The organism is Novosphingobium piscinae (assembly GCF_014230355.1).
Classification (GTDB): Bacteria; Pseudomonadota; Alphaproteobacteria; order Sphingomonadales; family Sphingomonadaceae; genus Novosphingobium; species Novosphingobium piscinae.
In genome coordinates this window covers 85,330-108,039 of record NZ_JACLAX010000001.1, presented here as the reverse complement: position 1 = coordinate 108,039, position 22,710 = coordinate 85,330, and the positions used below count along the sequence as shown (strand labels likewise).

The 22,710-nt window shown below is 67.9% G+C and carries 19 protein-coding genes; 11 read left to right on the top strand and 8 right to left on the bottom strand.

Annotated elements, in window-relative coordinates; all coding sequences use genetic code 11:
- Positions 1–4 precede the first annotated feature (4 nt).
- Together H7F53_RS00445 and H7F53_RS00440 are read left to right on the top strand one after the other, a co-directional pair.
- A complete protein-coding gene (locus tag H7F53_RS00445; protein WP_343061829.1) occupies positions 5–772 on the top strand; it encodes an SDR family NAD(P)-dependent oxidoreductase in 768 nt (255 codons plus the stop codon).
- Between the two features lie 29 nt (positions 773–801).
- The gene (locus tag H7F53_RS00440; protein WP_185677497.1) at positions 802–1,092 is read left to right on the top strand and encodes a putative quinol monooxygenase; all 291 of its coding nucleotides are present in this window, start codon (positions 802–804) and stop codon (positions 1,090–1,092) included.
- Between the two features lie 46 nt (positions 1,093–1,138).
- On the opposite strand, the gene H7F53_RS00435 is transcribed toward H7F53_RS00440, so the two are convergent.
- The 3 genes from H7F53_RS00435 to H7F53_RS00425 all read right to left on the bottom strand — a co-directional run bounded on the left by H7F53_RS00435 (position 1,139) and on the right by H7F53_RS00425 (position 4,277).
- The gene (locus H7F53_RS00435; protein WP_185677496.1) at positions 1,139–2,209 is read right to left on the bottom strand and encodes a VOC family protein; all 1,071 of its coding nucleotides are present in this window, start codon (positions 2,207–2,209) and stop codon (positions 1,139–1,141) included.
- A 109-nt stretch (positions 2,210–2,318) separates the two neighbouring features.
- Positions 2,319–3,326, bottom strand: coding sequence for a LysR family transcriptional regulator (locus H7F53_RS00430; protein ID WP_246438373.1), 1,008 nt, complete (start codon positions 3,324–3,326; stop codon positions 2,319–2,321).
- Positions 3,327–3,356: 30 nt separating this feature from the next.
- Entirely contained in the window at positions 3,357–4,277 is a 921-nt protein-coding gene (locus H7F53_RS00425) for an NAD-dependent epimerase/dehydratase family protein (protein ID WP_185677495.1), read from the bottom strand.
- A 154-nt stretch (positions 4,278–4,431) separates the two neighbouring features.
- Here H7F53_RS00425 and H7F53_RS00420 point away from each other — a divergent pair, with 154 nt between their 5' ends.
- The 7 genes from H7F53_RS00420 (at position 4,432) to H7F53_RS00390 (ending at position 13,209) form a co-directional block, all read left to right on the top strand.
- Positions 4,432–5,571, top strand: coding sequence for an FAD-dependent monooxygenase (locus H7F53_RS00420; RefSeq protein WP_185677494.1), 1,140 nt, complete (start codon positions 4,432–4,434; stop codon positions 5,569–5,571).
- Between the two features lie 77 nt (positions 5,572–5,648).
- Positions 5,649–7,010 carry a M24 family metallopeptidase gene (locus tag H7F53_RS00415; RefSeq protein WP_246438371.1) on the top strand — a complete coding sequence of 454 codons (1,362 nt, stop codon included), beginning with the start codon at positions 5,649–5,651 and terminating at the stop codon, positions 7,008–7,010.
- Positions 7,011–7,156: 146 nt separating this feature from the next.
- A complete protein-coding gene (locus tag H7F53_RS00410) occupies positions 7,157–7,825 on the top strand; it encodes a GntR family transcriptional regulator (RefSeq protein ID WP_185677493.1) in 669 nt (222 codons plus the stop codon).
- Positions 7,826–7,900: 75 nt separating this feature from the next.
- On the top strand, positions 7,901–10,264 hold the full coding sequence (locus tag H7F53_RS00405) for a TonB-dependent receptor (RefSeq protein WP_185677492.1): 2,364 nt from the start codon (positions 7,901–7,903) through the stop codon (positions 10,262–10,264).
- A gap of 10 nt (positions 10,265–10,274) precedes the next feature.
- Complete coding sequence (locus H7F53_RS00400; RefSeq protein ID WP_185677491.1) at positions 10,275–11,231, top strand: fumarylacetoacetate hydrolase family protein; 957 nt, start codon at positions 10,275–10,277, stop codon at positions 11,229–11,231.
- Positions 11,228–12,022, top strand: a complete 795-nt coding sequence (locus H7F53_RS00395; RefSeq protein ID WP_185677490.1) for a cyclase family protein — start codon at positions 11,228–11,230, stop codon at positions 12,020–12,022. Before H7F53_RS00400 ends, H7F53_RS00395 begins: the two co-directional genes overlap by 4 nt.
- Positions 12,019–13,209, top strand: coding sequence for an MFS transporter (locus H7F53_RS00390; RefSeq protein ID WP_185677489.1), 1,191 nt, complete (start codon positions 12,019–12,021; stop codon positions 13,207–13,209). Before H7F53_RS00395 ends, H7F53_RS00390 begins: the two co-directional genes overlap by 4 nt.
- A gap of 19 nt (positions 13,210–13,228) precedes the next feature.
- Here the strand turns inward: H7F53_RS00390 and H7F53_RS00385 are convergent, their stop codons facing one another.
- Together H7F53_RS00385 and H7F53_RS00380 are read right to left on the bottom strand one after the other, a co-directional pair.
- Positions 13,229–14,566, bottom strand: a complete 1,338-nt coding sequence (locus H7F53_RS00385; protein ID WP_185677488.1) for an MFS transporter — start codon at positions 14,564–14,566, stop codon at positions 13,229–13,231.
- Between the two features lie 134 nt (positions 14,567–14,700).
- Complete coding sequence (locus H7F53_RS00380; RefSeq protein ID WP_185677487.1) at positions 14,701–15,543, bottom strand: p-hydroxycinnamoyl CoA hydratase/lyase; 843 nt, start codon at positions 15,541–15,543, stop codon at positions 14,701–14,703.
- Between the two features lie 128 nt (positions 15,544–15,671).
- Between H7F53_RS00380 and H7F53_RS00375 the strand changes: the two genes are divergently transcribed.
- Complete coding sequence (locus tag H7F53_RS00375) at positions 15,672–16,775, top strand: NAD(P)-dependent alcohol dehydrogenase (protein WP_246438369.1); 1,104 nt, start codon at positions 15,672–15,674, stop codon at positions 16,773–16,775.
- A gap of 13 nt (positions 16,776–16,788) precedes the next feature.
- Here the strand turns inward: H7F53_RS00375 and H7F53_RS00370 are convergent, their stop codons facing one another.
- Complete coding sequence (locus H7F53_RS00370; RefSeq protein ID WP_185677486.1) at positions 16,789–17,250, bottom strand: MarR family winged helix-turn-helix transcriptional regulator; 462 nt, start codon at positions 17,248–17,250, stop codon at positions 16,789–16,791.
- A gap of 115 nt (positions 17,251–17,365) precedes the next feature.
- On the opposite strand from H7F53_RS00370, the gene H7F53_RS00365 reads away from it, so the two are divergent.
- On the top strand, positions 17,366–18,778 hold the full coding sequence (locus H7F53_RS00365; protein ID WP_185677485.1) for an aldehyde dehydrogenase family protein: 1,413 nt from the start codon (positions 17,366–17,368) through the stop codon (positions 18,776–18,778).
- 59 nt (positions 18,779–18,837) lie between these two features.
- Here H7F53_RS00365 and H7F53_RS00360 read toward each other — a convergent pair whose 3' ends face one another.
- Both H7F53_RS00360 and H7F53_RS00355 read right to left on the bottom strand, forming a co-directional pair.
- The gene (locus H7F53_RS00360; RefSeq protein WP_185677484.1) at positions 18,838–20,079 is read right to left on the bottom strand and encodes a serine hydrolase domain-containing protein; all 1,242 of its coding nucleotides are present in this window, start codon (positions 20,077–20,079) and stop codon (positions 18,838–18,840) included.
- Positions 20,080–20,162: 83 nt separating this feature from the next.
- Positions 20,163–22,709 carry a TonB-dependent receptor gene (locus tag H7F53_RS00355; protein WP_185677483.1) on the bottom strand — a complete coding sequence of 849 codons (2,547 nt, stop codon included), beginning with the start codon at positions 22,707–22,709 and terminating at the stop codon, positions 20,163–20,165.
- Position 22,710 lies beyond the last annotated feature (1 nt).

Below are 22,710 nucleotides of genomic sequence, written 5' to 3'. Positions count from 1 at the left end.
GGATGTGACCACGCTGCCCCGGACGCCCAGCTTCCGGCTCGATGGCCGCCGCGCGCTGGTGACCGGGGCCGGGCGCGGGATCGGGCTCGCCATGGCGGCCGCACTGGCCGAGGCCGGCGCCATGGTGACCCTGGCAGCGCGCAGCCAGCACGAGATCGAGGAGGCCGCCGCCGCGATCCGCGCCGCCGGTGGCCAGGCCGAGGCCGCGGTGCTCGACGTCTCGGACCTGGCCGCGGTCAGCGCCTTCTTCGCGGATCGCCCCGCCTTCCACGTGCTGGTCAACAATGCCGGAACCAACCGCCCCAAACCGATGTGGGAGGTGAGCGAGGCCGACTACGACGCCGTGCTCGACCTCAACCTCAAGGCCGCCTTCTTCGTCGCCCAGGCCTGCGCACGGCGCATGATGGCCGAGGGCGCGAGCGGCAGCCTGATCCACATCGGCAGCCAGATGGGCCACGTCGGCGGACCGAACCGCTCGCTCTACTGCGCCAGTAAGTGGGCGCTCGAGGGCCTGAACAAGAGCTTCGCCCTCGACCTCGCCCCCCACGGCATCCGCTCCAACACGATCGCCCCGACCTTCATCGAAACGCCGATGACCCGCCCCTTCCTCGACGACCCGGGCTTCCGCGCGAGTGTTCTGGCCAAGATCAAGCTGGGCCGGCTCGGCCGGGTCGAGGACCTCATGGGCGCCGTTCTGTTCCTCGCCTCCGATGCCTCTGCCCTGATGACCGGGACCAGCCTGGTGGTCGATGGCGGCTGGACCGCCGACTGAACCCGCCACCACCCGAGGAGACCCTTGCCATGATCCATGAAATCGCTGCGCTGACGATCGATCCGGCGCAGGCTGGCGCCTTCGAGGCCGCGGTGGCCGCCGCCCGGCCGCATTTCGAGGGCGATCCGGGCTGCCTGTCGTTCCGGCTGGAGCGGGTGATCGAGCACCCGGGCGAGTACCGGCTGGTCGTCGGCTGGACCAGCGTTGCGGCGCATATGGAGGATTTTCGGCAATCCCCGGCGTTCCAGCAATGGCGGGCGCTGGCCGGCCCGTTCTTCACCGCACCGCCCAGCGTGATCCACGTCGAAACGGTGATCTAGGCGGACCCGCCCTGCGCCGCGCCATGGGTGCAACCGGCACCCGACATCACAGCGCGTGCTCGTCCTCGGCCGTGATCGCCGCCAGCTGGCCCTCGACCGCGCACTGGCCCGGGCCCTGCTTGCGATAGGGCTCGAAGCTTCGGCGGTCGGCATCGAAGGTCATGTCCCACGGAATGTTGTCGCCGCGGAAGATGGGCGGGGCATTGGCCGACCACAGCAGCGAGCCGAACCGGAAATCCCAGGCGCGCGGGACCCAGTTGTCGTCGAGATAGTCGGTGTCGGCATGGTACTCGGCCTCGCCGGCATGCCCGGGAATCTCGCAGTAGTAGTAGATCGCGCTGGAGATGCGGTGACGCGAAATGCCCCCGCTGGTGTTCATCGTCGTGTTCTTCCAGCCCTTTTGCTCCATCAGGTTGGCACCGAGCATCACCTCGTCGATATCGTCGCAGCCGAAGGCGATGTGCATGAAGCCGAAGTGGTCGGGTGCGATCGGCAGATCGCAGTTCACCCAGAAGATCGAATGGTGCTCGAAGGTGCCGTCGGCGCGAGCGAAGATGCCGACCCCCTTCGAGTGGTCGACATAACGGAACCCGAAATGCCGTTCGTAGAACTCGAACGAGCTGACATAATCGGTGCTGAAGAACACCACATGGTTGATCGTCTTGGGGATCGCGCGCTGACGCCAGATGCGGTGCTGGTTGAAGCGCGGCCACGAGCTGGGGGTGTTCACCGGCGAGGTCTCGCTGGCCACCGCCTGCTTGGCCCAGACCCGGACGGCGATCGGCTGGCCATCCGGGCAGGTGCAGCGCAGGGTCCCGTCCGCCTCGCGCGTCACCGCGACCTCACGCGCGAGGCTGGCGGCGATGCGCTCGAGACTGGCCGGGCTGTCCACCCCCCAGACCGTCTCCTTGATCCCGTCTCCGGCAAACGGATCGGGCGTGGGCAGCCGCGGATCACCATGGGGCAGGAGGATGACCCGGCTGCCCGAGGCGAGGCGGAAGACGCTCTCACCGGCATCGGCATGGTCGAGCGGGAGGCCGAAATCGGTCCAGAACCGGGTGTGCTCGGCCAGGTCAGCCACGCCGAAGACCACGCTTTCGATACCCAGAACGGTCATGCTCTTTCTCCGCTGTTCGCCCGGCTTATGCGAACCGCCGGGGCGCGGGAGAAATGCATTGTTTGGGATCGAGGCTAGCGGGGCGCTCGATAGCTGGCGCGCGCGGCGCCTAACGGCGCAGATGATTGAGCCGGTACTCGATCTCGAGCGAACCGCGGTCGAACGCGCTCTCGCCACCTAGCAGAACAACGTTGCTGGGCGTACGGCGCTTGGACATCGCGGCGGTCTCGAGCCGTTCGATCACCCAGCGCAGTGCCCGGTCGTTGTTGTTGGCGATGTTCCACTGCAGCGCCTCGCGGATCGGCGGGATGTCGAAGGGCAGTTCGCGGATCACCAGCGGCTGGGTCTGCACGACCTGCTCCGCCATGCGCCGGTGGAGCGTGGCGATGCGCCGGGTCCCGACCACCAGCCCCGGCAGCGACAGGAAGGTGGGGGCGACCACCTCGACCCGGCGCTGCTGCTTCTGGCGCCGCACGAACCAGTCCTCGAAGGCCGGCACGCGCGACTTGCCAAAGCGCGGGGTGACATGACCAAGCGAGAAGTAGAGCTGCCGCGTCATCGGCTCGTCCATCGCCGGATTGCGCGCATCGCCCACCACCACGTAGTCATCCTCGAACAGGATCAGGCTGGGATGATCAGCCGAAACCGCGCAATCAATGGTCAGCAGCAGGTCGATGTAGCCGCGCTCGATCGCCTCGATCGGGCTGTCGCTCATCGGCTGGATCTCGAAGCGCATGCTCGGCGCCACCGCCTCGAAATCGGCGAGGACCTCGGCGAGCATGACCTGGGTCGAATAGTCCGAGGCCATGATCCGCACCTGGCGCTCGGCGGTGGCCGGATCGAACGGCGGCGCAACCGCCACCGTCGTGCGAATCTGCTCCAGCACCGCACGGACCGGTTCAATCAGCTCCTCGGCACGGGCGGTCAGCACCATGGTGCGGCCCTTCACCACCAGCAGCTCGTCCCCGAAGTAGTCACGCAGCCGGCCGAGCGCGCTCGACGTGGCCGACTGCGACAGACACAGCCGATCGGCCGCAAGGCTGACGCTGCGTTCCGACAGCAAGGCGTCGAGCGCCACCAGGAGGTTGAGGTCAAGCCTGCCAAACCGCATTGCCATCTCCGGCGCCCGGATCCCTCTGTCCCGGGCCTATGCCAGGGTCGCCAGGGCGCTGGCGACAAGTGTAGCAAGGTTGCCGTCGTGCGCCAAACCGACACGCTCGGCCGCCGGGGTGGCGAGCGGCGGCTGCGCGGCAAAGGCGGCCTCCAGCGCCGCGTCCGGGGCATAGCTGACCAGGTCGGCGGACACCCCGCACTGGCGTGCCACCTCGGCGACAAGGTCTCCCATCGCGATCCGCTGGGCCGGCAGGGTCACCGCGCGCGTGGGAGGCAGCAGGGCCGCATCAAGCGACAGCGCGGCGAGGAAGTTGCGCGCGCAGCAAGCCACGGACTGCGCCCAGATCGTCCCCCTGGCGGAGACCGGACAGGTGAAGGCCGCGCCGGCACGCAGGGCATGGAACAGGTCGGACATGAAGGCCGACTTCATCCCGGATGGACCCTTGGGTCGCGCCAGGATGCCGGGCAGGCGCAGGCTGACGCCATCGATCAGGCCGCGGTTGGAGAACAGGGCCACGGCGTGCTCCATCATCGCCTTGTGGCCGCCATAGATCATCCGCGGCGAGACCGGAGTGGCATCGTCGACCTGTTCGGGCAAGGGATCGCCGAAGACCGCGATCGAGCTGGCATAGACCACCCGAAGCCCGGGCCGCACCGCCGCCGCCTCGAGCAGCAGGTCATACATCGCATCCAGATTGATCCGCCGGCTGGCCGCCGGATCGGCCTCGGCCGCCCCGCCCGGCACCGTGGCGAGGTGGATCAGCGCGTCGAGCCCGCCCGCAAGAGCGGCGGCGCGCACGGCCGGATCGCCCAGATCGCCGCAGACCGCCTCGCAGCCCGCCGGGATGCCGCCGGGCTGGCTGTCGAGCGCGATCATCTGCGCCCCGCCCGCGGTCAGCCGGGTCACGATCTCGCGGCCGACGAACCCGCCGGCCCCGGTCACCAGAACGCGCATCGTCAGCCTCCTGTCCCATCCCTGCCCGGTCTGTCCGGGCGGGCTGCGCCCCGCCATAAGGGCGCGGCGGCGCACGGTCGCTCCGATTGTATCGATAAGGATCCATCCATGGTTCGGATTTGCCTCCCGCCACCGGGGGCTTAGGGGAAAGGGCATGAGCGGGCAAAGCATCGAAAGCCTCGCCACCGCCCTGGTGGTGGGTGGCGGGATCGGCGGCATGGCGGCGGCGATCAGCCTGGCCGAGCGCGGGGTGGCGGTCGAACTGATCGACCTCGATCCTGCCTGGCGGGTCTATGGCGCGGGGATCACGATCACCGGCCCGACACTGCGCGCCTATCGCGAGCTCGGCCTGCTCGACCAGATCAAGACTGCCGGCGCGATCACCAACCGCACCAGCCTGTTCCGCCATGACGGCAGCCTGATCGCCGTCCTGGAAGAGCCGGCCATCGAGGAGGGCCTGCCGGCGACCGGGGGAATCATGCGCCCGATCCTGCACCGGATCATGCAGACCCGGGTGCGCGAACTGGCCATCCCGGTCCGCCTCGGGCTGACCGTCACGGCGCTGGAAAACACCGGCAGCGGGGTTGCCGTGACCTTCTCCGACGCTTCGCGTGGCGACTACGACCTCGTGGTCGGGGCCGACAGCATCCATTCGCGCGTGCGCGAGATCGCCTTTCCGCACATGGCCCCGCCGGTTCCCACCGGGCAAGGCTGCTGGCGCATCTCGATCCGCAAGCCGCCGGGACTGGACGGCGCGGAGTTCTATCTCGGCCACGACAACCCCTGCGGCATCACCGCCTGCGGGCCCGATGCGGTCTACATGTGGATGCTTACCCCGCACCAGCCGCGCGAGACCTTCATGGACGAGGCCGAGCTGTTCGCGGCGCTGCACGACCTGTTGCGCGACTTCGGCGGCAATGCCGGCTGGATCCGCGACACCATGACCCGCGAGGACTGGATCAACTACCGCCCGCTGGCCGCTGCGCTCCAGCCCGGACCCTGGTTCGCCGGGCGCATCGTCCTGCTCGGCGACGCGGCCCATGCCACCACCCCGCACCTTGCCTCGGGCGCGGGGATGGCGGTCGAAAGCGGGATCGTGCTGGCCCAGGAGCTGGCCCGGGCCGGCACGGTCGAGAGCGGCCTGCAGGCCTACCAGGACCGCCGCTTCGGGCGCTGCCGCGACATGATCGAAAGCAGCATCGCGATCGGCCGGCTGCAGCTCGAGCATGGTGATCCCGCAGCCCACAAGGCCTTGCTGGAAGGAGCGCTGGCCCGGCTCAACCAGCCGTTCTGATCGCATCCGGGACACGGCTTGATCGTCCCGCGGCAACAGGCCAGTCTGGCGCCGTCGGACTGGACCACGGAGCCTTGATGCCTCAGCACCTTCTCGCCCGCCCCCTGCTGGCCGCGGCCCTCCTGGCCGGGCCGGCTGGCGCCGCCCCGACGCCCCTGGCGATGAGCGAGAGCGAGGCCGCGGCACCGGCCCTGCCGCCGATCCTGCCCGCCCGCGCCCGCGCCGACACCGAGAACCGGATCCTCGCCGAGCGGCTCGAGACGCTGCTCCCGGCGATCATGCGGGAGGAGGGGATCGACCTGTGGGTGCTGGTGGCGCGCGAGTATTTCGAGGAGCCGGTGGTGGCCTCGATGCTCGACGCCGAAAGCCTGCATGCGCGGCGCCGCACGATCCTGGTCTTCCACGATCCCGGCGCGGGCAAGCCGATCGAGCGGCTGACCTTCAGCCGCTATGGCGGTGGCCTGTTCACCCCGGCCTGGGACCCGGCCACCCAGCCCGACCAGTGGCAGGCCGTGGCCGATCTGATCGCGGCGCGCGATCCGGCCCGGATCGCGGTCAACATCTCCGAGCTCCACCAGTTCGCCGATGGCATGACCGTGAGCCAGTACGACCGGTTCACCGCCGCCCTGCCCGCTCCCCTGCGCCCGCGCGTGGTCAGCGCCGAGCGGCTGGCGATCCGCTGGCTCGAGACGCGCACCCCCGGCGAGCTGGCGCTCTATCCGGCCATCATGCGCACCGCCCACGCGGTGATCGCCGAAGCGTTCTCGCGCAAGGTCATCACCCCCGGCGTGACCACCGCCGAACAGGTGCAGTGGTGGTACCGCGACCGGCTGCTCGAACTGGGGCTCGAGCCCTGGTTCCATCCCTCGGTCGCGATCCAGCGGCAGGGGGCCAAGGGCATGCTCCAGGGCGGCGTGGTGATCCAGCCGGGCGACCTGCTGTGGACCGATTTCGGGATCACCTACCTCAGGCTCAACACCGATACGCAGCACCTGGCCTATGTGCTGAAGCCGGGCGAGACCGTGGCTCCCGCGGGCCTTCGGCAGGGGCTGGCCAACACCAACCGGGTGCAGGACATCCTTACTCGCCACTTCGCGGTCGGCCGCAGCGGCAATGCCGTGCTCGCCGCGGCGCGGGCCGAGGCCGCGGCGGCCGGGCTCGACGTGTCGATCTATTCGCATCCGATCGGCCTGCACGGGCACGGCGCGGGGCCGTCGATCGGCTTCTGGGACAACCAGACCGCCGACCCGCGCGGCGCCGCGCCGCTGCACGCCAACACCGCCTGGTCGATCGAGCTGACCTCCTATGCCGCCGTACCCGAATGGGGCGGCCAGCGAGTCGATTTCCGCGCCGAGGAGAATGCCTTTTTCGATGGCACGGCCGTGCACTACATCGATGGGCGTCAGCGTGCCCTCACCCTGATACCCTCATCGCCCTGACCCCGGATGGCAGCCCTAGCGCGCGGCTTGCCCCGGAACTCCAGTTAGGCGCGATATCCGGCCAGATAATCGCTAAGGTAAAATATTTTCGATAATCTGTTGCATCGTCGTTGATCGTTCGCTATCCCGAAACTCGGAGGAGCTGAATGGCAAAGGTCAATGTCGAGGATCTGGTGCGTGACCACATCCTGCGCGGGGTGTTCAAGCCCAGCACGCCACTCAAGATGGAAGAGCTCAAGGAGCGCTTCGATGTCGGCTATTCGCCGATCCGCGAGGCGTTGTCACGGCTCGCCGGAGAAGGCCTGGTGCTGGCCGAGGCGAACAAAGGGTTCCGGGTCCGTCCGCTTAACCGCGCCGACCTGTACGACATTGCCGTGGCCCGCTGCGCGGTCGAGAAAGAGGCGCTGCGCCGCTCGATGATCGAGGGTGATGACGGATGGGAGTCCGAAATCGTCGCCGCCATGCACACCTACCGCAAGAAGGCAGCAGCGGCCTTCGACAGCGCCGAGACGCTCGCCGCCTGGGAACTGAGCCATGATCGCCTGCACACGGCGCTGATTGCGGCCTGTGGATCGCCGCGCCTGCTCGATCTGCAGCAGCGCTTGCAAGAGCAGCACATGCGCTACCGCCGCCTGATCGTGATCCCCAATGTGCGGGCCGATGCCCACGAGGACGAGCACGAACGCCTCGCCGCCGTGGTGCTGGAACGCAGGCTCGATGAGGCCGTGGCGATGATCGAGCGCCACATGATGATCACCGTCGATGCTCTCGATGCTGCCGGCTACTGGACCGCGGGGCCCGAACCCGAAACCTGACCGACCAGCTGCAGGGGCACGACCGCCCAACCAGTCAGCCTGCCGCCAGCGCAGGCAAGTGGGAGACTAGATCCAATGAACGTTCTCAAGAATGCGGCCTCGGCCGCAGCGCTAGCCTATTGCCTGTTGTCCGCGCCGGTTCATGCGCAGGTGGCACCGTCCACGGCAGCGAACGAGGCTGATGGTACGGTCCCGGAAATCGTCGTCACCGCGCAGCTGCGTCGTGAGAGTGCCCAGACCGTGCCAATCGCGGTGACCGCCGTGACCGGTGACAGCCTGACCCGCGCAGGCGTCGCCTCGCTGCAGGACCTTGCGGCTGCCGTGCCGGGCGTAGTGGTCTCCAAGAGCGTCAGCTACGGCCTCGCCCCGATTGCGATCCGTGGCCTTGGCGGCCCTGCCGGTGGGGGCAGCCTGTTCACCGACCAGCCTGTCGCGGTCTATGTCGATGGCGTCTACGTTCCGGCCCTGGCACAGTCGGTCTCCAACTTCCTTGACGTCGATACGATGCAAGTTCTGCGCGGTCCGCAAGGTACCCTCTATGGCCGCAATTCAACCGCCGGGGCGATCCTGCTCGGCAGCAAGCGCCCAGACCTCAGCCAGGTGGGCGGGACAGTGTCGGCCAGCTATGCCAGCTTCGCCGCCGCTGCGATCTCCGGGGTGCTCAACCTGCCGTTGATTGCGGACCGGCTTGGCCTGCGGCTGGCCGTCGGCCACGACTCTGGCGGCAACTGGGCCCGCAACGCATCCGACAGTCGACGCTTCGGCGGGGGTGAGAACACCACCATGCGGGGCACGCTGCGCTGGCAGGACGATGGCGGCGCGACCATAGATCTCATCGTTGACCATTCAAACGGCACCGCCAATCCCGCCACGTTGTCGCTGGCCACCGTGTCGCCAGCACCGCGTGGGCCGACGCTCGGCACCGTCTATGTTGGCAATCCCTATCTGCGCCGCGCCGATCTGGCCACGGTGGTCGACAACCGCATGGTCGAGATCAGCGGCGACCAGCAGACCCGCACACGGGCGACCGACTTCACACTGATCGCCGAAGTCCCGCTGGGCGGTGTCACCCTCACCGCGATCAGCGGTTACCGAAACTTCCGTGTGAGCGGTACGCAGGACGTCTCCCCGGCACCGACGCCCGCGGCGATCACGAATACCAACAACACCGTCCAGCAACAGAAAAGCTTCAGCCAGGAACTGCGCCTCGGCTCGAACAGCACCGGCCCGGCCAAGTGGATCCTTGGCGCCTACTATTTCCACCAGGAGACCGACGCCTTCATCAACATCATCAACGTCCAGGGCGGTCCGCCGGTCGCGACCGGCTTCGGCGCTACCGGCCCGATCTTCGCGGGCCGGCCGGCCGGAACCACGGCGTTGTTCGACGCTGCGCAGACGGTGAACTCCTACGCGCTCTTTGCCGATGCCACCTACCAGCTCGGTGACCGCCTCGCTGTCACGGGCGGTATCCGCTACAGCCGGGACGAGAAGGCCGCGACGATCGCCAATACGGTGCGCACGATCACCAATTCGGTGCTGGCCGGGCCGATCCTGCTCAATGCCAGCTGTCCGTCCGCCACCACCTCGTGCCGCGGCACCTACGAAAACGTCTCGCCTCGGGCGGTCGTGACCTTCCAGGCTACGCCGCGCAACATGGTCTACGGAAGCTTTTCGAAGGGGTTCAACTCGGGCGGCTTCAACAACTTTGGCAACGTCCTCAACCCGTCAGATCCGACCAATCCGCTGGAGAACGGCTCGGAACGGATCACCAACTACGAGATCGGCACGAAGAACGAGTTCTTCGGCCGCAAGCTGAAATTGAACATCGCAGCGTTCCAGACCGAGTACCGGGACCTGCACATCCGCCAGGCGGTGCTGACCGGCGGGGTGGCGATCGTCAACGTGCCCAAGGCACGGGTCCGCGGCGTCGAGGTCGAGACCTTGCTCTATCCACTGGACGGGCTGAGCCTGGCGCTCAACGGGTCCTATCTCGACGGGACCATCCGCGAGGGCACGCTGGCTGCCCTGCCCTCCAATGCAGGCACAATCGTGCTGGGCCAGAACCAGACCGTGGTGAGCCAGAACGTGGCCGGCAATCGGCTTAGCCGAGCCCCCAGGTGGCAGGGCTCGGCCACGCTGTCCTACGCAGTTCCGACGGGTTTCGGCACGATCACTCCGAGCGTCAGCTGGCGCGGGCAGACCAGTGTGTGGTTCCTCGAAACCAACCAGGACAACGGACAGTACCGGGCGGCCGGCTGGAGCGAGGTCGATCTGCGCGTGGCGCTGGCCGGGGAAGACAACAAGTGGGAACTCGCTGCCTTTGGCCGCAACGTGTTCGACCGTCGCTACATCTCGCAGATCGTGCCCTTTACAGGCTTCCCGGTCGCGACGTTCAACACGCCAGCCACCTGGGGTTTGAACGGCAAGATCAACTTCTAGGGGGCCAACGATGAAACTCCTCACCTTCCTTGGCCCTGCGGGACCCGAGGCCGGAGCGCTGGATCCTGGGGGTCTGATCGTGCCGCTGTCGCGCCGCGGGCATCCCGCCCTGGCCTCGCTCCAGGCCCTGATCGAGTCGGGCGAGGAAGGTCTTGCCCTCGCGCGGGACGTGCTGGCGACTGAGGTCGGGCGGGTCGCACCCGACAGCGTCACCTGGCTGGCCCCGCTGCCTCGCCCGGTGCAGATGAGGGATTTCCTGGTGTTCGAGGAGCACATGCGCATGGCCGGGTGGCGCGGCGCGCAACTGCGCGCCACCTGGGGCGCGCCACCGGCGCCTCCCGAGCCAATGCCGATCCCCGAGATCTGGTACCATCAGCCGATCTACTACAAGTGCAACCGCTTCGCCGTCGCCGGCGGCGGGCCTGTCGCCTGGCCGGGAGCGAGCCAGGTGATCGACTACGAGCTGGAACTGGCCGTGGTGATCGGCCGCGGTGGCCGCGACATCATCGCAGCTGATGCCGGACAGCACATTTTCGGATATACCATCTTCAACGACCTGACCGCGCGCGACCTCCAGTTTCGCGAGATGCAGGGTCCGCTTGGCCCGGCAAAGGGCAAGGACTTCGACGGGGCGAACGTTCTTGGCCCGGTGATCGTCACCCGCGACGAGCTTGGCGATGAGCCTGACCTGGCCATGCGCGCGCTGGTCAACGGCGAAGTCTGGAGCGAGGGCCGCTCGGGCACGATGCACTGGTCTTGGGCACACGTGATCGAGCACGTCAGCCGGGGCGAGACGCTCCATCCGGGCGAGGTGCTGGGATCGGGCACGGTCGGGACGGGCTGTGGGCTCGAGCTTGGCCGGCTGCTGTGCGACGGCGATCTGGTCAGGCTCGAGATCGAGGGTATCGGTGCGCTGGAAACCACCATCGAAGCGCCGCACGTGCCGCATCGGCTGGTCCTGGCATGATCGCCGGGTCCGAGTGGACGCTGATCGACATCTCGATGCCGATCAGTGCGCGCGTGATCACCGACCCGCCGCCATTGCGTCCGCGAATTACCTACCGCGCCCATCGCGACGGGGCGGCCGACCTGGCCGGACTGTTCCCGGGCCTTTCGCCCGCAGACCTGCCGGATGGAGAGGGCTGGGCCGTCGAGGACCTTAGCCTGACCAGCCACAGCGGCACCCACATGGATGCGCCGTGGCACTATCATTCGACGACCGACGGCGGGGCGCGCCGCGCCCCGACGATCGATGAAGCCCCGCTTGACCTGTTCTTGCGCCCTGGGGTGAAACTCGATTTCAGACACCTGCCAGACGGCCACGTAGTGAGCGCGCGCGAAGTTGAGCATGAACTGAGGCGGATCGGCCATCACCTCGCCCCGTTCGACATCGTGCTGGTCAACACCAGCGCTGCTGCGGCCTATGGCAGTCCCGACTATCCCGAGCGCGGTTGCGGCCTGGGGCGCGAAGCGACACTCTACCTGACGGGTCATGGGGTGCAGGTGGTCGGGACCGATGCCTGGTCATGGGATGCCCCGTTTGCCCATACCGCCAAGCGCTTTGCCCGCGAGCGCGATCCTGCAATCATCTGGGAAGGCCACAAGGCCGGGCGCGAGCGCGCCTACTACCAGATGGAAAAACTGCAGAACCTGGATCGCTTGCCTGCCACCGGCTTCACGGTGATGTGCTTCCCGGTGAAAATTGAGGCGGCCTCGGCCGGTTGGGTCCGCGCCGTCGCCCAGGTGGCGCGCGCATGAGCGGGCGAGAGGAGTTCCGGCGTGGCTGGCGGATCGTGCTTGGCGGGTTCCTCGGGATCGCGCTGGGGGTCAGCTCGCTCTATTTCTATTCGCTCGGCATCTTCCTCAAGCCGCTCGCCGCCGAGTTTGGCTGGAGCCGCAGCCAGGCATCGCTGGGACCTCTGCTGGGGACTGGCTGCGCGGCACTCATGGCGATCCCGGTCGGACGGCTGGCCGATCGCATCGGCAGCGCCCGCCTCGCGGTGGGGTCCTTGGCGCTGCTCGCCGGATCGTTCGCGCTGCTTGGCTGGATCGCCACGGGACTGGCGAGCTTTCTCGCGCTCACCGCGGTGCTTTCGCTGTTGACCGCCGGCTCGTCTCCATTGCCCTTCACCCGGCTGGTCGTGGGCTCCTTCAGCACCGCCCGCGGCCTGGCGCTCGGGATCGTCCTGGCCGGGACGGGACTTGGCTCGATCCTGCTGCCGGCATGGCTGCCGGGGTTCATTGCCGACCACGGCTGGCGCGCGGGCTTCCACCTGCTCGCAGGGCTGATCACGCTCTTGCTGCCTGTCGTCGCGCTGCTGCTGCGCGGCGGCCTCGAGACTTCGGCGACAGGGACAGTGCCACCTTTCCGCGACGTCCTGTCCCACCCCGCCTTCGCCCGGCTGGCGCTTGTCTTCGCGCTGGCCTCGACTGCGGTGCTGGGCACGATCGTCCATTTCGTCCCGATGCTGACTGACGCGGGGATGTCCCCCAGGCAGGCCGGCGGCATGACCGCCCTGATCGGGCTCGCGGCCGTGGCGGGGCGGCTGGCGACCGGATGGCTGCTGGATCGTGTGCGCGCCGAAGCGGTGGTGACGAGCCTGTTCCTCGCTGCCGCCGCGGGCATGCTGCTGCTGGCATTTGGTGGTCCGGCCGCAGTTCCGGCCGGTGCGCTGGTCGTGGGGCTGTGCGTCGGCGCCGAAGTCGATCTGATCGCCTATCTGGTCGCACGAGACTTCGCCCGCGCCGCCTATGGCCAGGCCTATGGCGCGCTCTACACCGTGTTTCTGATCGGTGGCGCGGTCGGGCCGGCGCTGGCCGGAGTGATCTATGACCTGACCGCTGGATACCGCGGCTGGCTCGGCCTGGCCGCCCTGCTCCTGGCCGGCGCTGGGACAGGCATGAGCGGCGCCCGACGCGCATCACGGGCCCGTTCCGGAACCTGACAGGCAGGCCGCCCTGGGGTCAATGGACCTCGACCGGGCGCCGGGGCAGAGCCAGCAAGGCCAGCAGGGCGACCAGGGAGCCGCCGGCCATGACCACCGCCACGCTCGGCAAGGTAAAGCCCGCCTTGAACAGATAGCCGCCAAGCATGGGGCTCAGCGCCGCGCCACCACGACCCAGGCCGATGACGAAGCCGGTGCCACCCGCGCGGTTGGCTGCGGGGAAGCTGTCCGCGACCAATCCGTAGAGTCCGACGATCACGCCGTTGGCGCAGAACTGGACAGCGGCGGCCGCCAGCGCAAGCAGGGTCAGGTCGGCCGGCGCCCGACCGAACAGCGCAACCGCTGCGGCAGAGGCCACCATGAAGCCGCCGAGCAGGCTCCGCATCGGGATGCGGACCGCCAGGACACTGTAGAGCAGGCTGCCGACCAGTCCCCCGACGTTGGCCCAGACCAGTACGCCGCCTGCCGCCGATGCGGCGAAACCCATGTCGGCCACCACTTTGGGTGACCACTTGAGGATGAAATAGAAGGTCAGCAGTTGGCTGAAATAGATCACGGTCAGGAGCAGTGTGGTTCTGGCCATGCCATGTCGGAACAGCTCGGCCAGCGACGACTGCCGGACCACCGGATCGGCCGGCGGGAGGGCCGCCACCGGGGCATGACCCAGCGCGGAGAGGCTCCGGTTGACCCGCGCGAGAGTGTCTGGCCGGCGGCGCTGCAGCAGGGCGCTGACTGGCTCCGGCACGAACAGCGGAACCAGCGGCAGGAACAGCGCAGTCATCCCGGCGCCGAGCCAGAAGACATCGCGCCAGTCGCCGTGAACCAGCAGGGCACTGGCGATCGATCCCCCGGCGATCCCACCGATCGGGTAGCCCGCCGCCATGACCGCGACCGCGGCCCCGCGCGTGCGCGCGCTTGCGAACTCCGCGGCCAGCGCATTGATCACGGCGAGCATGCCGCCAATCCCCAGACCGGTGAACAGGCGGGTCGCCGCGAGGGCCTCGATCGAATGGACCTGGGTGGTCGAAACCATGCCGAGCGCCATGATCGCCAGACAGCCGATCACGGTGGGCCGGCGGCCGAGCCGGTCGGCAACCTGACCGAGGAGGACCGATCCCGCCATCATGCCGATCAGTTCCATCGACAGCACCACGCCCAGCGCGGCACGATCGACGCCCCATTCCCTGGCGATGCCGGGCGCGGCGAAGCTGATCGACAGCACATCGAAGCCGTCGAGCGCGTTGAGCAGCACGCACATGCCGACCGCCACCCATTGCTGCCAGGTCATCGGCGCCCCGGCCAGGGTATCGCGCGGATCGACCGGGCTGGTGCCCGGTTCGCCTGGCGTGCTGGACATCGTATCACTCTCCCATGGTCACGGCCCAGGCTTGTGCCGGGATGTCCGCGTTGTCGACCCGGCAGGCGGGAAAGATCAAGCCGGCAGATCCGGTGCAGACCCTTCCTGGCCCCCCGGCCCGCGCTGTGATCAGGCTAAGCGCTGCTGCGGGCGGCCGCCTTGGCCAGATCATAGGGCCCGAGACCGGGCTTGTAGCTCTTTTCGTCGATGAACTGACGGATCCCCTCCTTGCGCCCGTCGCTGCGGTCGTGGAAGTTGGCCGCTTCCTGCATGCGGACCAGATAGTCTTCCGCCTCGTCATAGGTCATCGTGCCGACGCGGCGGACCGCATCCTTGGCATACTTCAGCGCCACCGGGTTCTTCATCAGCAGCGTGCGGGCCACTTCGGTTGTCCGTGCCTTGAGCTGGTCGAGCGGCACACTTTCGTTCACCAGTCGCATGGCACTGGCCTGGCGGCCATCGATCAGATCGCCGGTCAGGGTGAGCCACATGGCATCGCGCATCGACAGCAGATCGACCACCACCTTGGTCACCCCGCCGCCCGGCAGGATGCCCCAGTTGATCTCCGACAGGCCGAACTTGGCTTCGTCGGCACAGATCGCCAGATCGCAGGCGAACAGGGGACCGAAACCGCCGCCGAAGCACCAGCCGTTGACCATCGCGATCGTCGGCTTCTGGAACCAACGCAGCCGCCGGAACCAGCCATAGCTCTCGCGCTGCGATTCACGCACCCCGCGCAGGCCGCGCGCTTCGGTCTCGCGGAAATACTCCTTGAGATCCATGCCGGCGGACCAGGCGGTGCCCTCACCGCCCAGGACCAGTACGCCGACATCGTCGCGGAACTCTAGCTCGTCGAGCGTCGCCATCATCTGGCGGTTGAGCTCGGGGTTCATGGCGTTGCGTTTGTCGGACCGGGCGAAATTCACCCAGGCGATGCGATCCTCAACGGTCACCGTAACAACTTTGGACTGGGCCACTGCGGCTCTCTCCTGCTGGGCGCGCAGACGCGTTTGCGCTTGCCATTTTTGTACCCCTTGCATACATTCCCACGGCTTGCCACGCAAGCCGCAAAACACGACAAGCCTGACCATCGGGAGAGAGAACCATGTCCATGCAGCCGATTGGCGCCACGGCGGACCGACTGAACGTGCGCGCGGCCATCACCCCGGCGGTTGGTGCGCCGTTTGCCATCGAGACCCTGGTGATGGACCCGCCCGGCCCGGACCAGGTCCGCGTCGCGATCCGGGCCTGCGGGGTCTGCCATACCGATCTGGTGCTGCAGCATGGCGCGCTGCCGGTGCCCTTCCCGGTCATTCTGGGCCATGAGGGCGCAGGCGTGATCGAGGCGGTCGGCCCCGGCGTGACCGATCTGGCGGTGGGTGACCATGTTCTGCTCAGCTTCGACAGCTGCGGGACCTGCCCGGCCTGCCACGATCACCAGCCCGGCTACTGCGTCGAGTTCGTCCCGCGCAACTTCCTGGCCAGCCATGCGCCCCAGGATGGCGGACTCTGGCGCCACGACGAGCGCATCAGCGCGAACATCTTCGGCCAGTCGGCTTTCGCCACCCATGCCTATGCCCATCCCCGCAACGTGGTGAAGATTGCTCCCGAGCTACCGCTCGATGTGCTGGCTCCGCTCGGTTGCGGGATCCAGACCGGGGCCGGCACCGTGCTGGAAACGCTGCAGGTGGCGCGCGGCGAAGCCGTGCTGGTGATGGGCGCCGGAGCGGTCGGACTGGCCGCGGTGATGGCGGCGCGCATCGCGGGAGCGGGCCGGATCGCCGTGGTCGATCTCCACACCAACCGCCTCGCACTGGCCGAAAGCCTCGGGGCCCACGAAACCAGCACCGACCTGGCCGGCCTGGCCGGAGGTTTCCACCATGCGATCGATACCACCGGAGTGAGCGCGCTATTGCCCATGGCTCTGGACAAGCTGGTCCAGCGCGGCACGCTCGCGCTGGTCGGGGCCTATGCACCGGGCGCGATCGGCATCGAGCCGGCCGCGGTGATGAGCATGGGCCGGCGCATCGTCGGCGTGGTCGAAGGCGGGATCGACCCGCAGCGCTTCATCCCGCGCCTGATCGACCACTATCTGGCAGGCGAGCTGCCGCTCGAGCGGCTGATCACTTTCTTTCCGTTCGACCAGATCGAAGCGGCCTGCGCCCAGTCGGCCAGCGGTGCCGTCATCAAGCCGGTGCTGCGCATGTAGGCGCCCGGGGGGCCTAGCTGGGGGCAGCCTTGCGGCGGATGCGCACCCGATCCTTGCCGGTGGTCAGCTTGACGAGCAACCGGCGCAGGCTCTCAACTTCGGGGGTCGTCAGCGGGCTCGTCAGGCGCCGATCGCACTCGCGCACCACGCCGACCATGGCCGCGGTCTGCGCCTCGCCGAAGGGGGTGAGGTACAGCGCGTTGGTCCGGGCATCGCGTCCGGGGCGACGCTCGATCAAGCCACGTTCCTCGAGGATGTTGACCTGGCGCATCGTGCTGGCACGGTTGATGCTGAGCGCCCGCCCGAGCGCGCTCTGGTCGCAACCGGGATTGTCGCGCACCAGCAGCAGGGCGGTCAGCTTGGCCGGGGTGATCCCGAAAGGCTGCAGCGCCTCGCGGGCATCGCGCTCACCGATGAGCTGCAGGCGCTGGGCCAGGTACCCGATCAATTGCTGGAGATCTTGGCCCTGTTTCATCGCCGTCCTCTTGAAAACTGTATGAATGGCGTACATATCGCAAGGCGATAGTAGCCCGCCGATCAAGCGCGTAAAGCCCGGATCGCTCGGCGGGCAAAAAGCAAGGAGAGAGCCCGTGGACCACCCCTACCGCATGCTGATCGATGGCGAGCTGGTCGCCGGAGCCAGCACCTTTCCGGTCGTCAATCCCGCGACGGAAGAGCTGCTGGCGTCATGCCCGAAGGCCGATGGAGCGATGGTCGAGCGGGCCGTAGCCGCCGCGGTCGCGGCGCAACCCGCGTGGGCGGCGCGCAGCTGGGATGATCGCGCCGCCGTGGTGCTCGCCCTCGCTGACGCCCTCGAGGCCCGCGTCGGCGAGTTTGCCGCGCTGCTGACCGCGGAACAGGGCAAGCCGCTGGACCAGGCAACCTACGAGGTGTTCGGCAGCGTCTTCACCCTGCGGGCCTTCGCGGCCATGCGGATCAAGCCGGAAACCTTGCGCGAAGAAGGCGGCAACCGGGTGATCGAGCACCGCACGCCGCTGGGCGTGGTGGCGGCGATCACCCCCTGGAACTTCCCGCTGATCCTGCTGATGAACAAGCTCGGCCCGGCGCTGGTCACCGGGAACACGATGGTCGCCAAGCCCGCGCCGACCACGCCGCTCACCACCCTGCTGTTCGGCGAGCTGGCCCAGTCGATCCTGCCCGCCGGGGTGCTCAACATCCTGTGCGACCAGAACGATCTGGGCCCGCTACTGACCGCTCATCCCGATATCGCCAAGGTGGCCTTCACCGGCTCGACTGCCACCGGCACCAAGGTCATGGCTTCGGCGGCCGGCACGGTGAAGCGGGTCACGCTGGAACTGGGCGGCAACGACGCCGCGATCGTGCTCGACGATGTTGACGTCGCAGCCGCCGCGCAGAAGGTCTACCAGGGGGCCATGGCCAATGCCGGGCAAATCTGCGTGGCGATCAAGCGCGCCTATGTCCCCCGCGCCGTCTATGACGACTTCTGCGCCGAGCTGGTTCGCCTGGCCGGCGAGGCCGTGGTCGACGATGGCACCCGTCAGGGGACCACGATCGGCCCGGTCCAGAACCGCATGCAGTTCGAGAAGGTGCTGGGGCTGATCGACGATGCCCGCGAGCGCGGCACGGTGATCGCCGGCGGCAAGCCGCTCGACCGTCCCGGCTATTTCATCCCGCCGACGATTGTCCGCGACCTCACCGACGATGCCCCGCTGGTCCGCGAGGAACAGTTCGGGCCGGTGCTGCCGGTGCTCGCCTATGACGATATCGACGAGGTGATCGCCCGCGCCAACGCATCGAACTATGGCCTGGGCGGGACAGTCTGGGGCAAGGACCTGCAGCGGGCGACCGATGTGGCCATGAAGATCGACAGCGGCACCGTCTGGGTCAACCAGCACCTCGCCATCGACGCCAACATCCCGTTCCGCGGGGTCAAGCAATCGGGGCTTGGCGCTGAACTGGGCGAGGCCGGGCTGCTCGAATACACCCAGGCGCACATCGTCAACGCCGTCGAGTGGGCTTGACCCGGGCCCACTGGCACCGGCCGCGGTGATCTCCGATCATCGCGGCCGGCATGCCGGCTTCACTGGCGGACGACGGCGTGGAACCAGGCCAGGGTTTCCGCCATCACCCCCGGCGGTTCCGGCAAGGGGAAGTGGCTGAGCTTGACGATCACGGTCCGGCTCGCCGGGTGGACATAGATGAACTGCCCGGCCAGCCCCAGCGCCACGAAGGCGCCGGGCTCATCGTCCAGCTGCCAGAACTGGTAGCCATAGCCCCGCCCGCCGAACGGGGTGGGCGTGTCGAACGTGATCATGCGGGTGGCCTGTTCGACCCATCCCGCCGGGATGATCGCGCGGCCGTCGCGGCGGCCCCGATCCAGCAGCAGCTGGCCCAGGCGGCCATAGTCGCGCAAGGTGGCATTGAATCCCATCCCGGCCAGTTCGCGTCCCGTCCCGGGTTGGCCATCGGCGATCCAGAAGGCATCGTCGGCCATTCCGGCCGGCCGCCACAGCCGCGACTCGGTATAGTCCGCCAGGCTCTGGCCCGTGACACGCTCGACCAGCAGGCCGAGGACAGCGGTGTCTAGCGTCGCGTAGTTGAACCGCGCGCCGGGCGCGGCAGCGGACGCGATGGTCCGGGCGCGGTCGGCGAAGCGCTCGCGGTTGAGCACGATCGCATTGCGGTGGATCAGCGCGGCCAGGCTGGGATTGGCGCCAAAATCATAGCGCTCCTCATAGGCGACGCCCGAACGCATCTGCAGCAGATGGCGGATCGTGGCCTGGCCATAGGCGCCCTCGCCCAGTTCGGGCAGATAGCGCGACACGGGATCGTCGAGCGAGGCGATCCGACCTTCGGCGAGCGCGAAACCGACCATCAGGCCGGTGATCGACTTGGCCATCGAGAACGAGATGAACCGGTCCTGCGGCCCCGACTTGTTGCGATAATCCTCGAACAGGATCTTGCCGTCGCGCAGCACCAGCACGGCGTTGGTGTAGGTGCGCCGGGCGAAGGTTTCGTAGTCACGGGTTTGTCCGCCGATCGTGTAGCCCGGCGGCGACCATCGCGAACCCGCCACCAGCGGGCGGACCGAGGCGCCATGGCGCACCGGACGGGTGGAGAACAACTCGGCCGAATGGCGGAAATTGAAGGCGCTGACATCGGCGTCAAGCCAGTGTTCGCGCATCAGCACCACGGGGTCGGGCGGGACCTCGGCCGCCTGCGGGGCGGGCGTCGGGGCCTCGGCCGGCGCGGCCTGCACAAGGGTCACGGGGGTCGCTGCAGCGAGCGCGAAAGCGATCAGGGGGCGTGCGGACAGATGCATCAGGTGCTCCGTGTGGGCGGGAAATACGCCATGGCCCGGGCCGGTCAGAACCGGCCCGGGCAGCGTCTGGCGTGGGAGTGCGTTCAGAACTCCTTCTTGAGGGTGACCGCCCAGGTGCGCGGCAGGCCCGGCGCGGCCGAGACCACCCCGACGGCAGCGTAGTTGGAATTCATGGAGGTGAAATAGTACTTGTTCGTGAGGTTGCGGACCTCGACCGAAGCCGTCAGGCCCTCCTCCTGATTGTGCCAGGTGAGCCGGGCGTTGGCGAGGAAGTAGCCGTCGATCCGGTTGGTCGCCACGATCGACGCGAGCGGGCCGCCGCCGGCACCGGCGGTCGGGACGCTGATCGAATCCAGGTTCACCGCGTCGGTGTAGATCTCGGACTGGTAGGCCCCGTCGACCCGCAGCGCCAGATTGCCCTTCCCCACGTTGGCGATGTCGTACTGCGCGCCCAGGCTCCACTTCCACTTGGGGGTGAAAGGCGAGATCATGCCGAGCGTTACGCCAGTGACGGTCGAGCCCAGCGTCGTGTATTGGAAATCGAGGTAGCTGAACGAACCGTCGATGGTGAAGTTGCTCACCGGCCGGATCAGGGTTTCAACCTCGATGCCCTTGACGTGAGCCGAACCGACGTTGGTGGGCTGGAGGCAGGGCACGCCCTGGGTTCCGTCAGCCCGCGGGCAGTTGAACACCGTCAGGATGATGTTCTTGTAGTCGTTGAAGAAGGCCGACACGTTGAAGCGCAGCCGGCGATCCCACAGGTCAGACTTGAACCCCACTTCGTAGGCGGTGATGGTCTCGGGCGTGAAAGCCCGGACCTGGCTGGGGAAGAACGGCCGCGGGTTGACGCCGCCGGCGCGATAGCCGGTCGAGATCTGACCGTAGAGCATCAGCTCGGGCGACACGCGATAGTCGGCCGCCACGCGCCAGTCGGTCCGCTGCGATTCGAAGCGCGCGGCCAGCCCGTTCAGACCGAACAGCAGGCAGTTGGGCGAGTTGCCCACCCCGGTCGGCCCAGCCGTGGGCGCGCCAAGGAAGTACTGGCAAGGCCCCTGGATCGCGGTGCCGTCGGGATTGCGGCGCACATACTCGTAGTCCTTGGTATCCCAAGAAGACCGGATACCGCCAGTCAGCGTCAGCGCGTCCGTCAGCTTGTAGCTGCCGTTGGCGAACAGCGCCTTGTTCGAGGCCGGCGTCGGGTCCGGACCGTGCAGGAAGTCGATCGCCGCATAGTTCAGATTGATCCGCCCGGTGAACAGGCCCTCGGTGTGGAAATAGAACCCGCCGACGGTGAAATCGAGCTTCTCGTTCAGCGCCTTGCCGGTGAGCCGCAGCTCCTGGCTCCACTGCGTGTTCGACTGCGACTGGTTGAACATCGACGATTGCACCGGCGCGCCTTCGGCGAAGGACCAGTTGGAATCGTAGTGCCGGTAGGCGGTGATCGACTTCACCGCCAGATTCTCGTTGATCGTCCAGTCGATCGTCCCGTGGACACCGAAGTTGTCGAGGTTCGAACGCGGATCGAGGGAAAGCGGCTTGTAGGCCATCTGGCCGTCGCGGGTCGCGGGATCCAGATAGGTCGCATAGTTGATGAAGCGTCCGTCGAAGCCGGCCGGGATGGTGTCACAGCTGTTCACCCCGACGGTCACGAAAGCGCAGTTGAGCGGCACGGGCGCGCCGTTCCGCCCGGCCAGCCAGGGACGCGGGCCACCGGTCGCGCTCGGACCGGGGAACACCCCCGCCTGATTGGCGAACAGGAGCACACTGGCGCCGGCCTCGTCGCGCTGGCGGGTATAGTCGGCCGAGAGGTTCACTTCGACATCGCTTGACGGCATCCAGCGCAGCGCGACGCGGCCGGCGGCGAAGCTCTGGCCGCCCAGGGTGCCCAGCACCGGGTCTGCGCCGGAGGCGAAGGTCGGAACGTTCGAGCCGGGATGGGTCAGCGCGTAGTCAAGCCGCTGGACGAAACCGTCATTGTTCTTGGTGGCTCCCGAAACCCGCATCCACAGGTTGCTGGTCAGCGCGATATCGAACGAGCCACGCATGTCGAGCCGGTTGAAGCGGCCGTAGGTCGCCTCGATCATGCCCTTGCCGCTCCCGGTCGGCTTGGCCGAATAGAGCTTGATCGAACCACCCAGCGAGTTGCGGCCCGCGAGAGTCCCCTGCGGACCACGCAGCACCTCCACCCGGTCAAGATCCATCAGGTCCAGCAGCGAGCCGGTCAGGGTGGGCAGGTAGACATCATCGATGTACATGCCGACGCCGGGCTCGAGAGCGAAGTTGGGGTCCGACTGGCCGACGCCGCGGATGAAGGCAATGATGCCGGGCCCCAGATAGCCGTTCTGCGGAGCCAAGGAGACGTTCGGGGTCTGCGCGGCCACTTCGGCGATGTTGGTCTGCCCACGCTCGGCCAGCGATTTGCCGGTGATCGCGGTGATCGCCAGCGGGGTGTCCTGCAGACGCTGGTTGCGGAACTGGGCGGTCACGACGATTTCCGGCGAAACCGCGGTCTCTTCTTCGGCGGCGGGCGTTGCCGAGGCCGGGGTCGACTGGGCCCGCGCCGGCGAGCTCGCCAGGACCGCAAGCGCCGCCAGGCTGACCGATGCAGCGTAGATTCGCGAATGCTTCATC

What these genes read in the sequence shown, in the direction of transcription:
- H7F53_RS00440 (WP_185677497.1), top strand. Translation starts at nt 802, where the DNA reads ATGATCCATGAAATCGCTGCGCTGACGATCGATCCGGCGCAGGCTGGC.
- H7F53_RS00435 (WP_185677496.1), bottom strand. Translation starts at nt 2,209, where the DNA reads ATGACCGTTCTGGGTATCGAAAGCGTGGTCTTCGGCGTGGCTGACCTG.
- H7F53_RS00430 (WP_246438373.1), bottom strand. Translation starts at nt 3,326, where the DNA reads ATGGCAATGCGGTTTGGCAGGCTTGACCTCAACCTCCTGGTGGCGCTC.
- H7F53_RS00425 (WP_185677495.1), bottom strand. Translation starts at nt 4,277, where the DNA reads ATGCGCGTTCTGGTGACCGGGGCCGGCGGGTTCGTCGGCCGCGAGATC.
- H7F53_RS00420 (WP_185677494.1), top strand. Translation starts at nt 4,432, where the DNA reads ATGAGCGGGCAAAGCATCGAAAGCCTCGCCACCGCCCTGGTGGTGGGT.
- H7F53_RS00415 (WP_246438371.1), top strand. Translation starts at nt 5,649, where the DNA reads ATGCCTCAGCACCTTCTCGCCCGCCCCCTGCTGGCCGCGGCCCTCCTG.
- H7F53_RS00410 (WP_185677493.1), top strand. Translation starts at nt 7,157, where the DNA reads ATGGCAAAGGTCAATGTCGAGGATCTGGTGCGTGACCACATCCTGCGC.
- H7F53_RS00405 (WP_185677492.1), top strand. Translation starts at nt 7,901, where the DNA reads ATGAACGTTCTCAAGAATGCGGCCTCGGCCGCAGCGCTAGCCTATTGC.
- H7F53_RS00400 (WP_185677491.1), top strand. Translation starts at nt 10,275, where the DNA reads ATGAAACTCCTCACCTTCCTTGGCCCTGCGGGACCCGAGGCCGGAGCG.
- H7F53_RS00395 (WP_185677490.1), top strand. Translation starts at nt 11,228, where the DNA reads ATGATCGCCGGGTCCGAGTGGACGCTGATCGACATCTCGATGCCGATC.
- H7F53_RS00390 (WP_185677489.1), top strand. Translation starts at nt 12,019, where the DNA reads ATGAGCGGGCGAGAGGAGTTCCGGCGTGGCTGGCGGATCGTGCTTGGC.
- H7F53_RS00385 (WP_185677488.1), bottom strand. Translation starts at nt 14,566, where the DNA reads ATGTCCAGCACGCCAGGCGAACCGGGCACCAGCCCGGTCGATCCGCGC.
- H7F53_RS00375 (WP_246438369.1), top strand. Translation starts at nt 15,672, where the DNA reads ATGTCCATGCAGCCGATTGGCGCCACGGCGGACCGACTGAACGTGCGC.
- H7F53_RS00370 (WP_185677486.1), bottom strand. Translation starts at nt 17,250, where the DNA reads ATGAAACAGGGCCAAGATCTCCAGCAATTGATCGGGTACCTGGCCCAG.
- H7F53_RS00360 (WP_185677484.1), bottom strand. Translation starts at nt 20,079, where the DNA reads ATGCATCTGTCCGCACGCCCCCTGATCGCTTTCGCGCTCGCTGCAGCG.
- H7F53_RS00355 (WP_185677483.1), bottom strand. Translation starts at nt 22,709, where the DNA reads ATGAAGCATTCGCGAATCTACGCTGCATCGGTCAGCCTGGCGGCGCTT.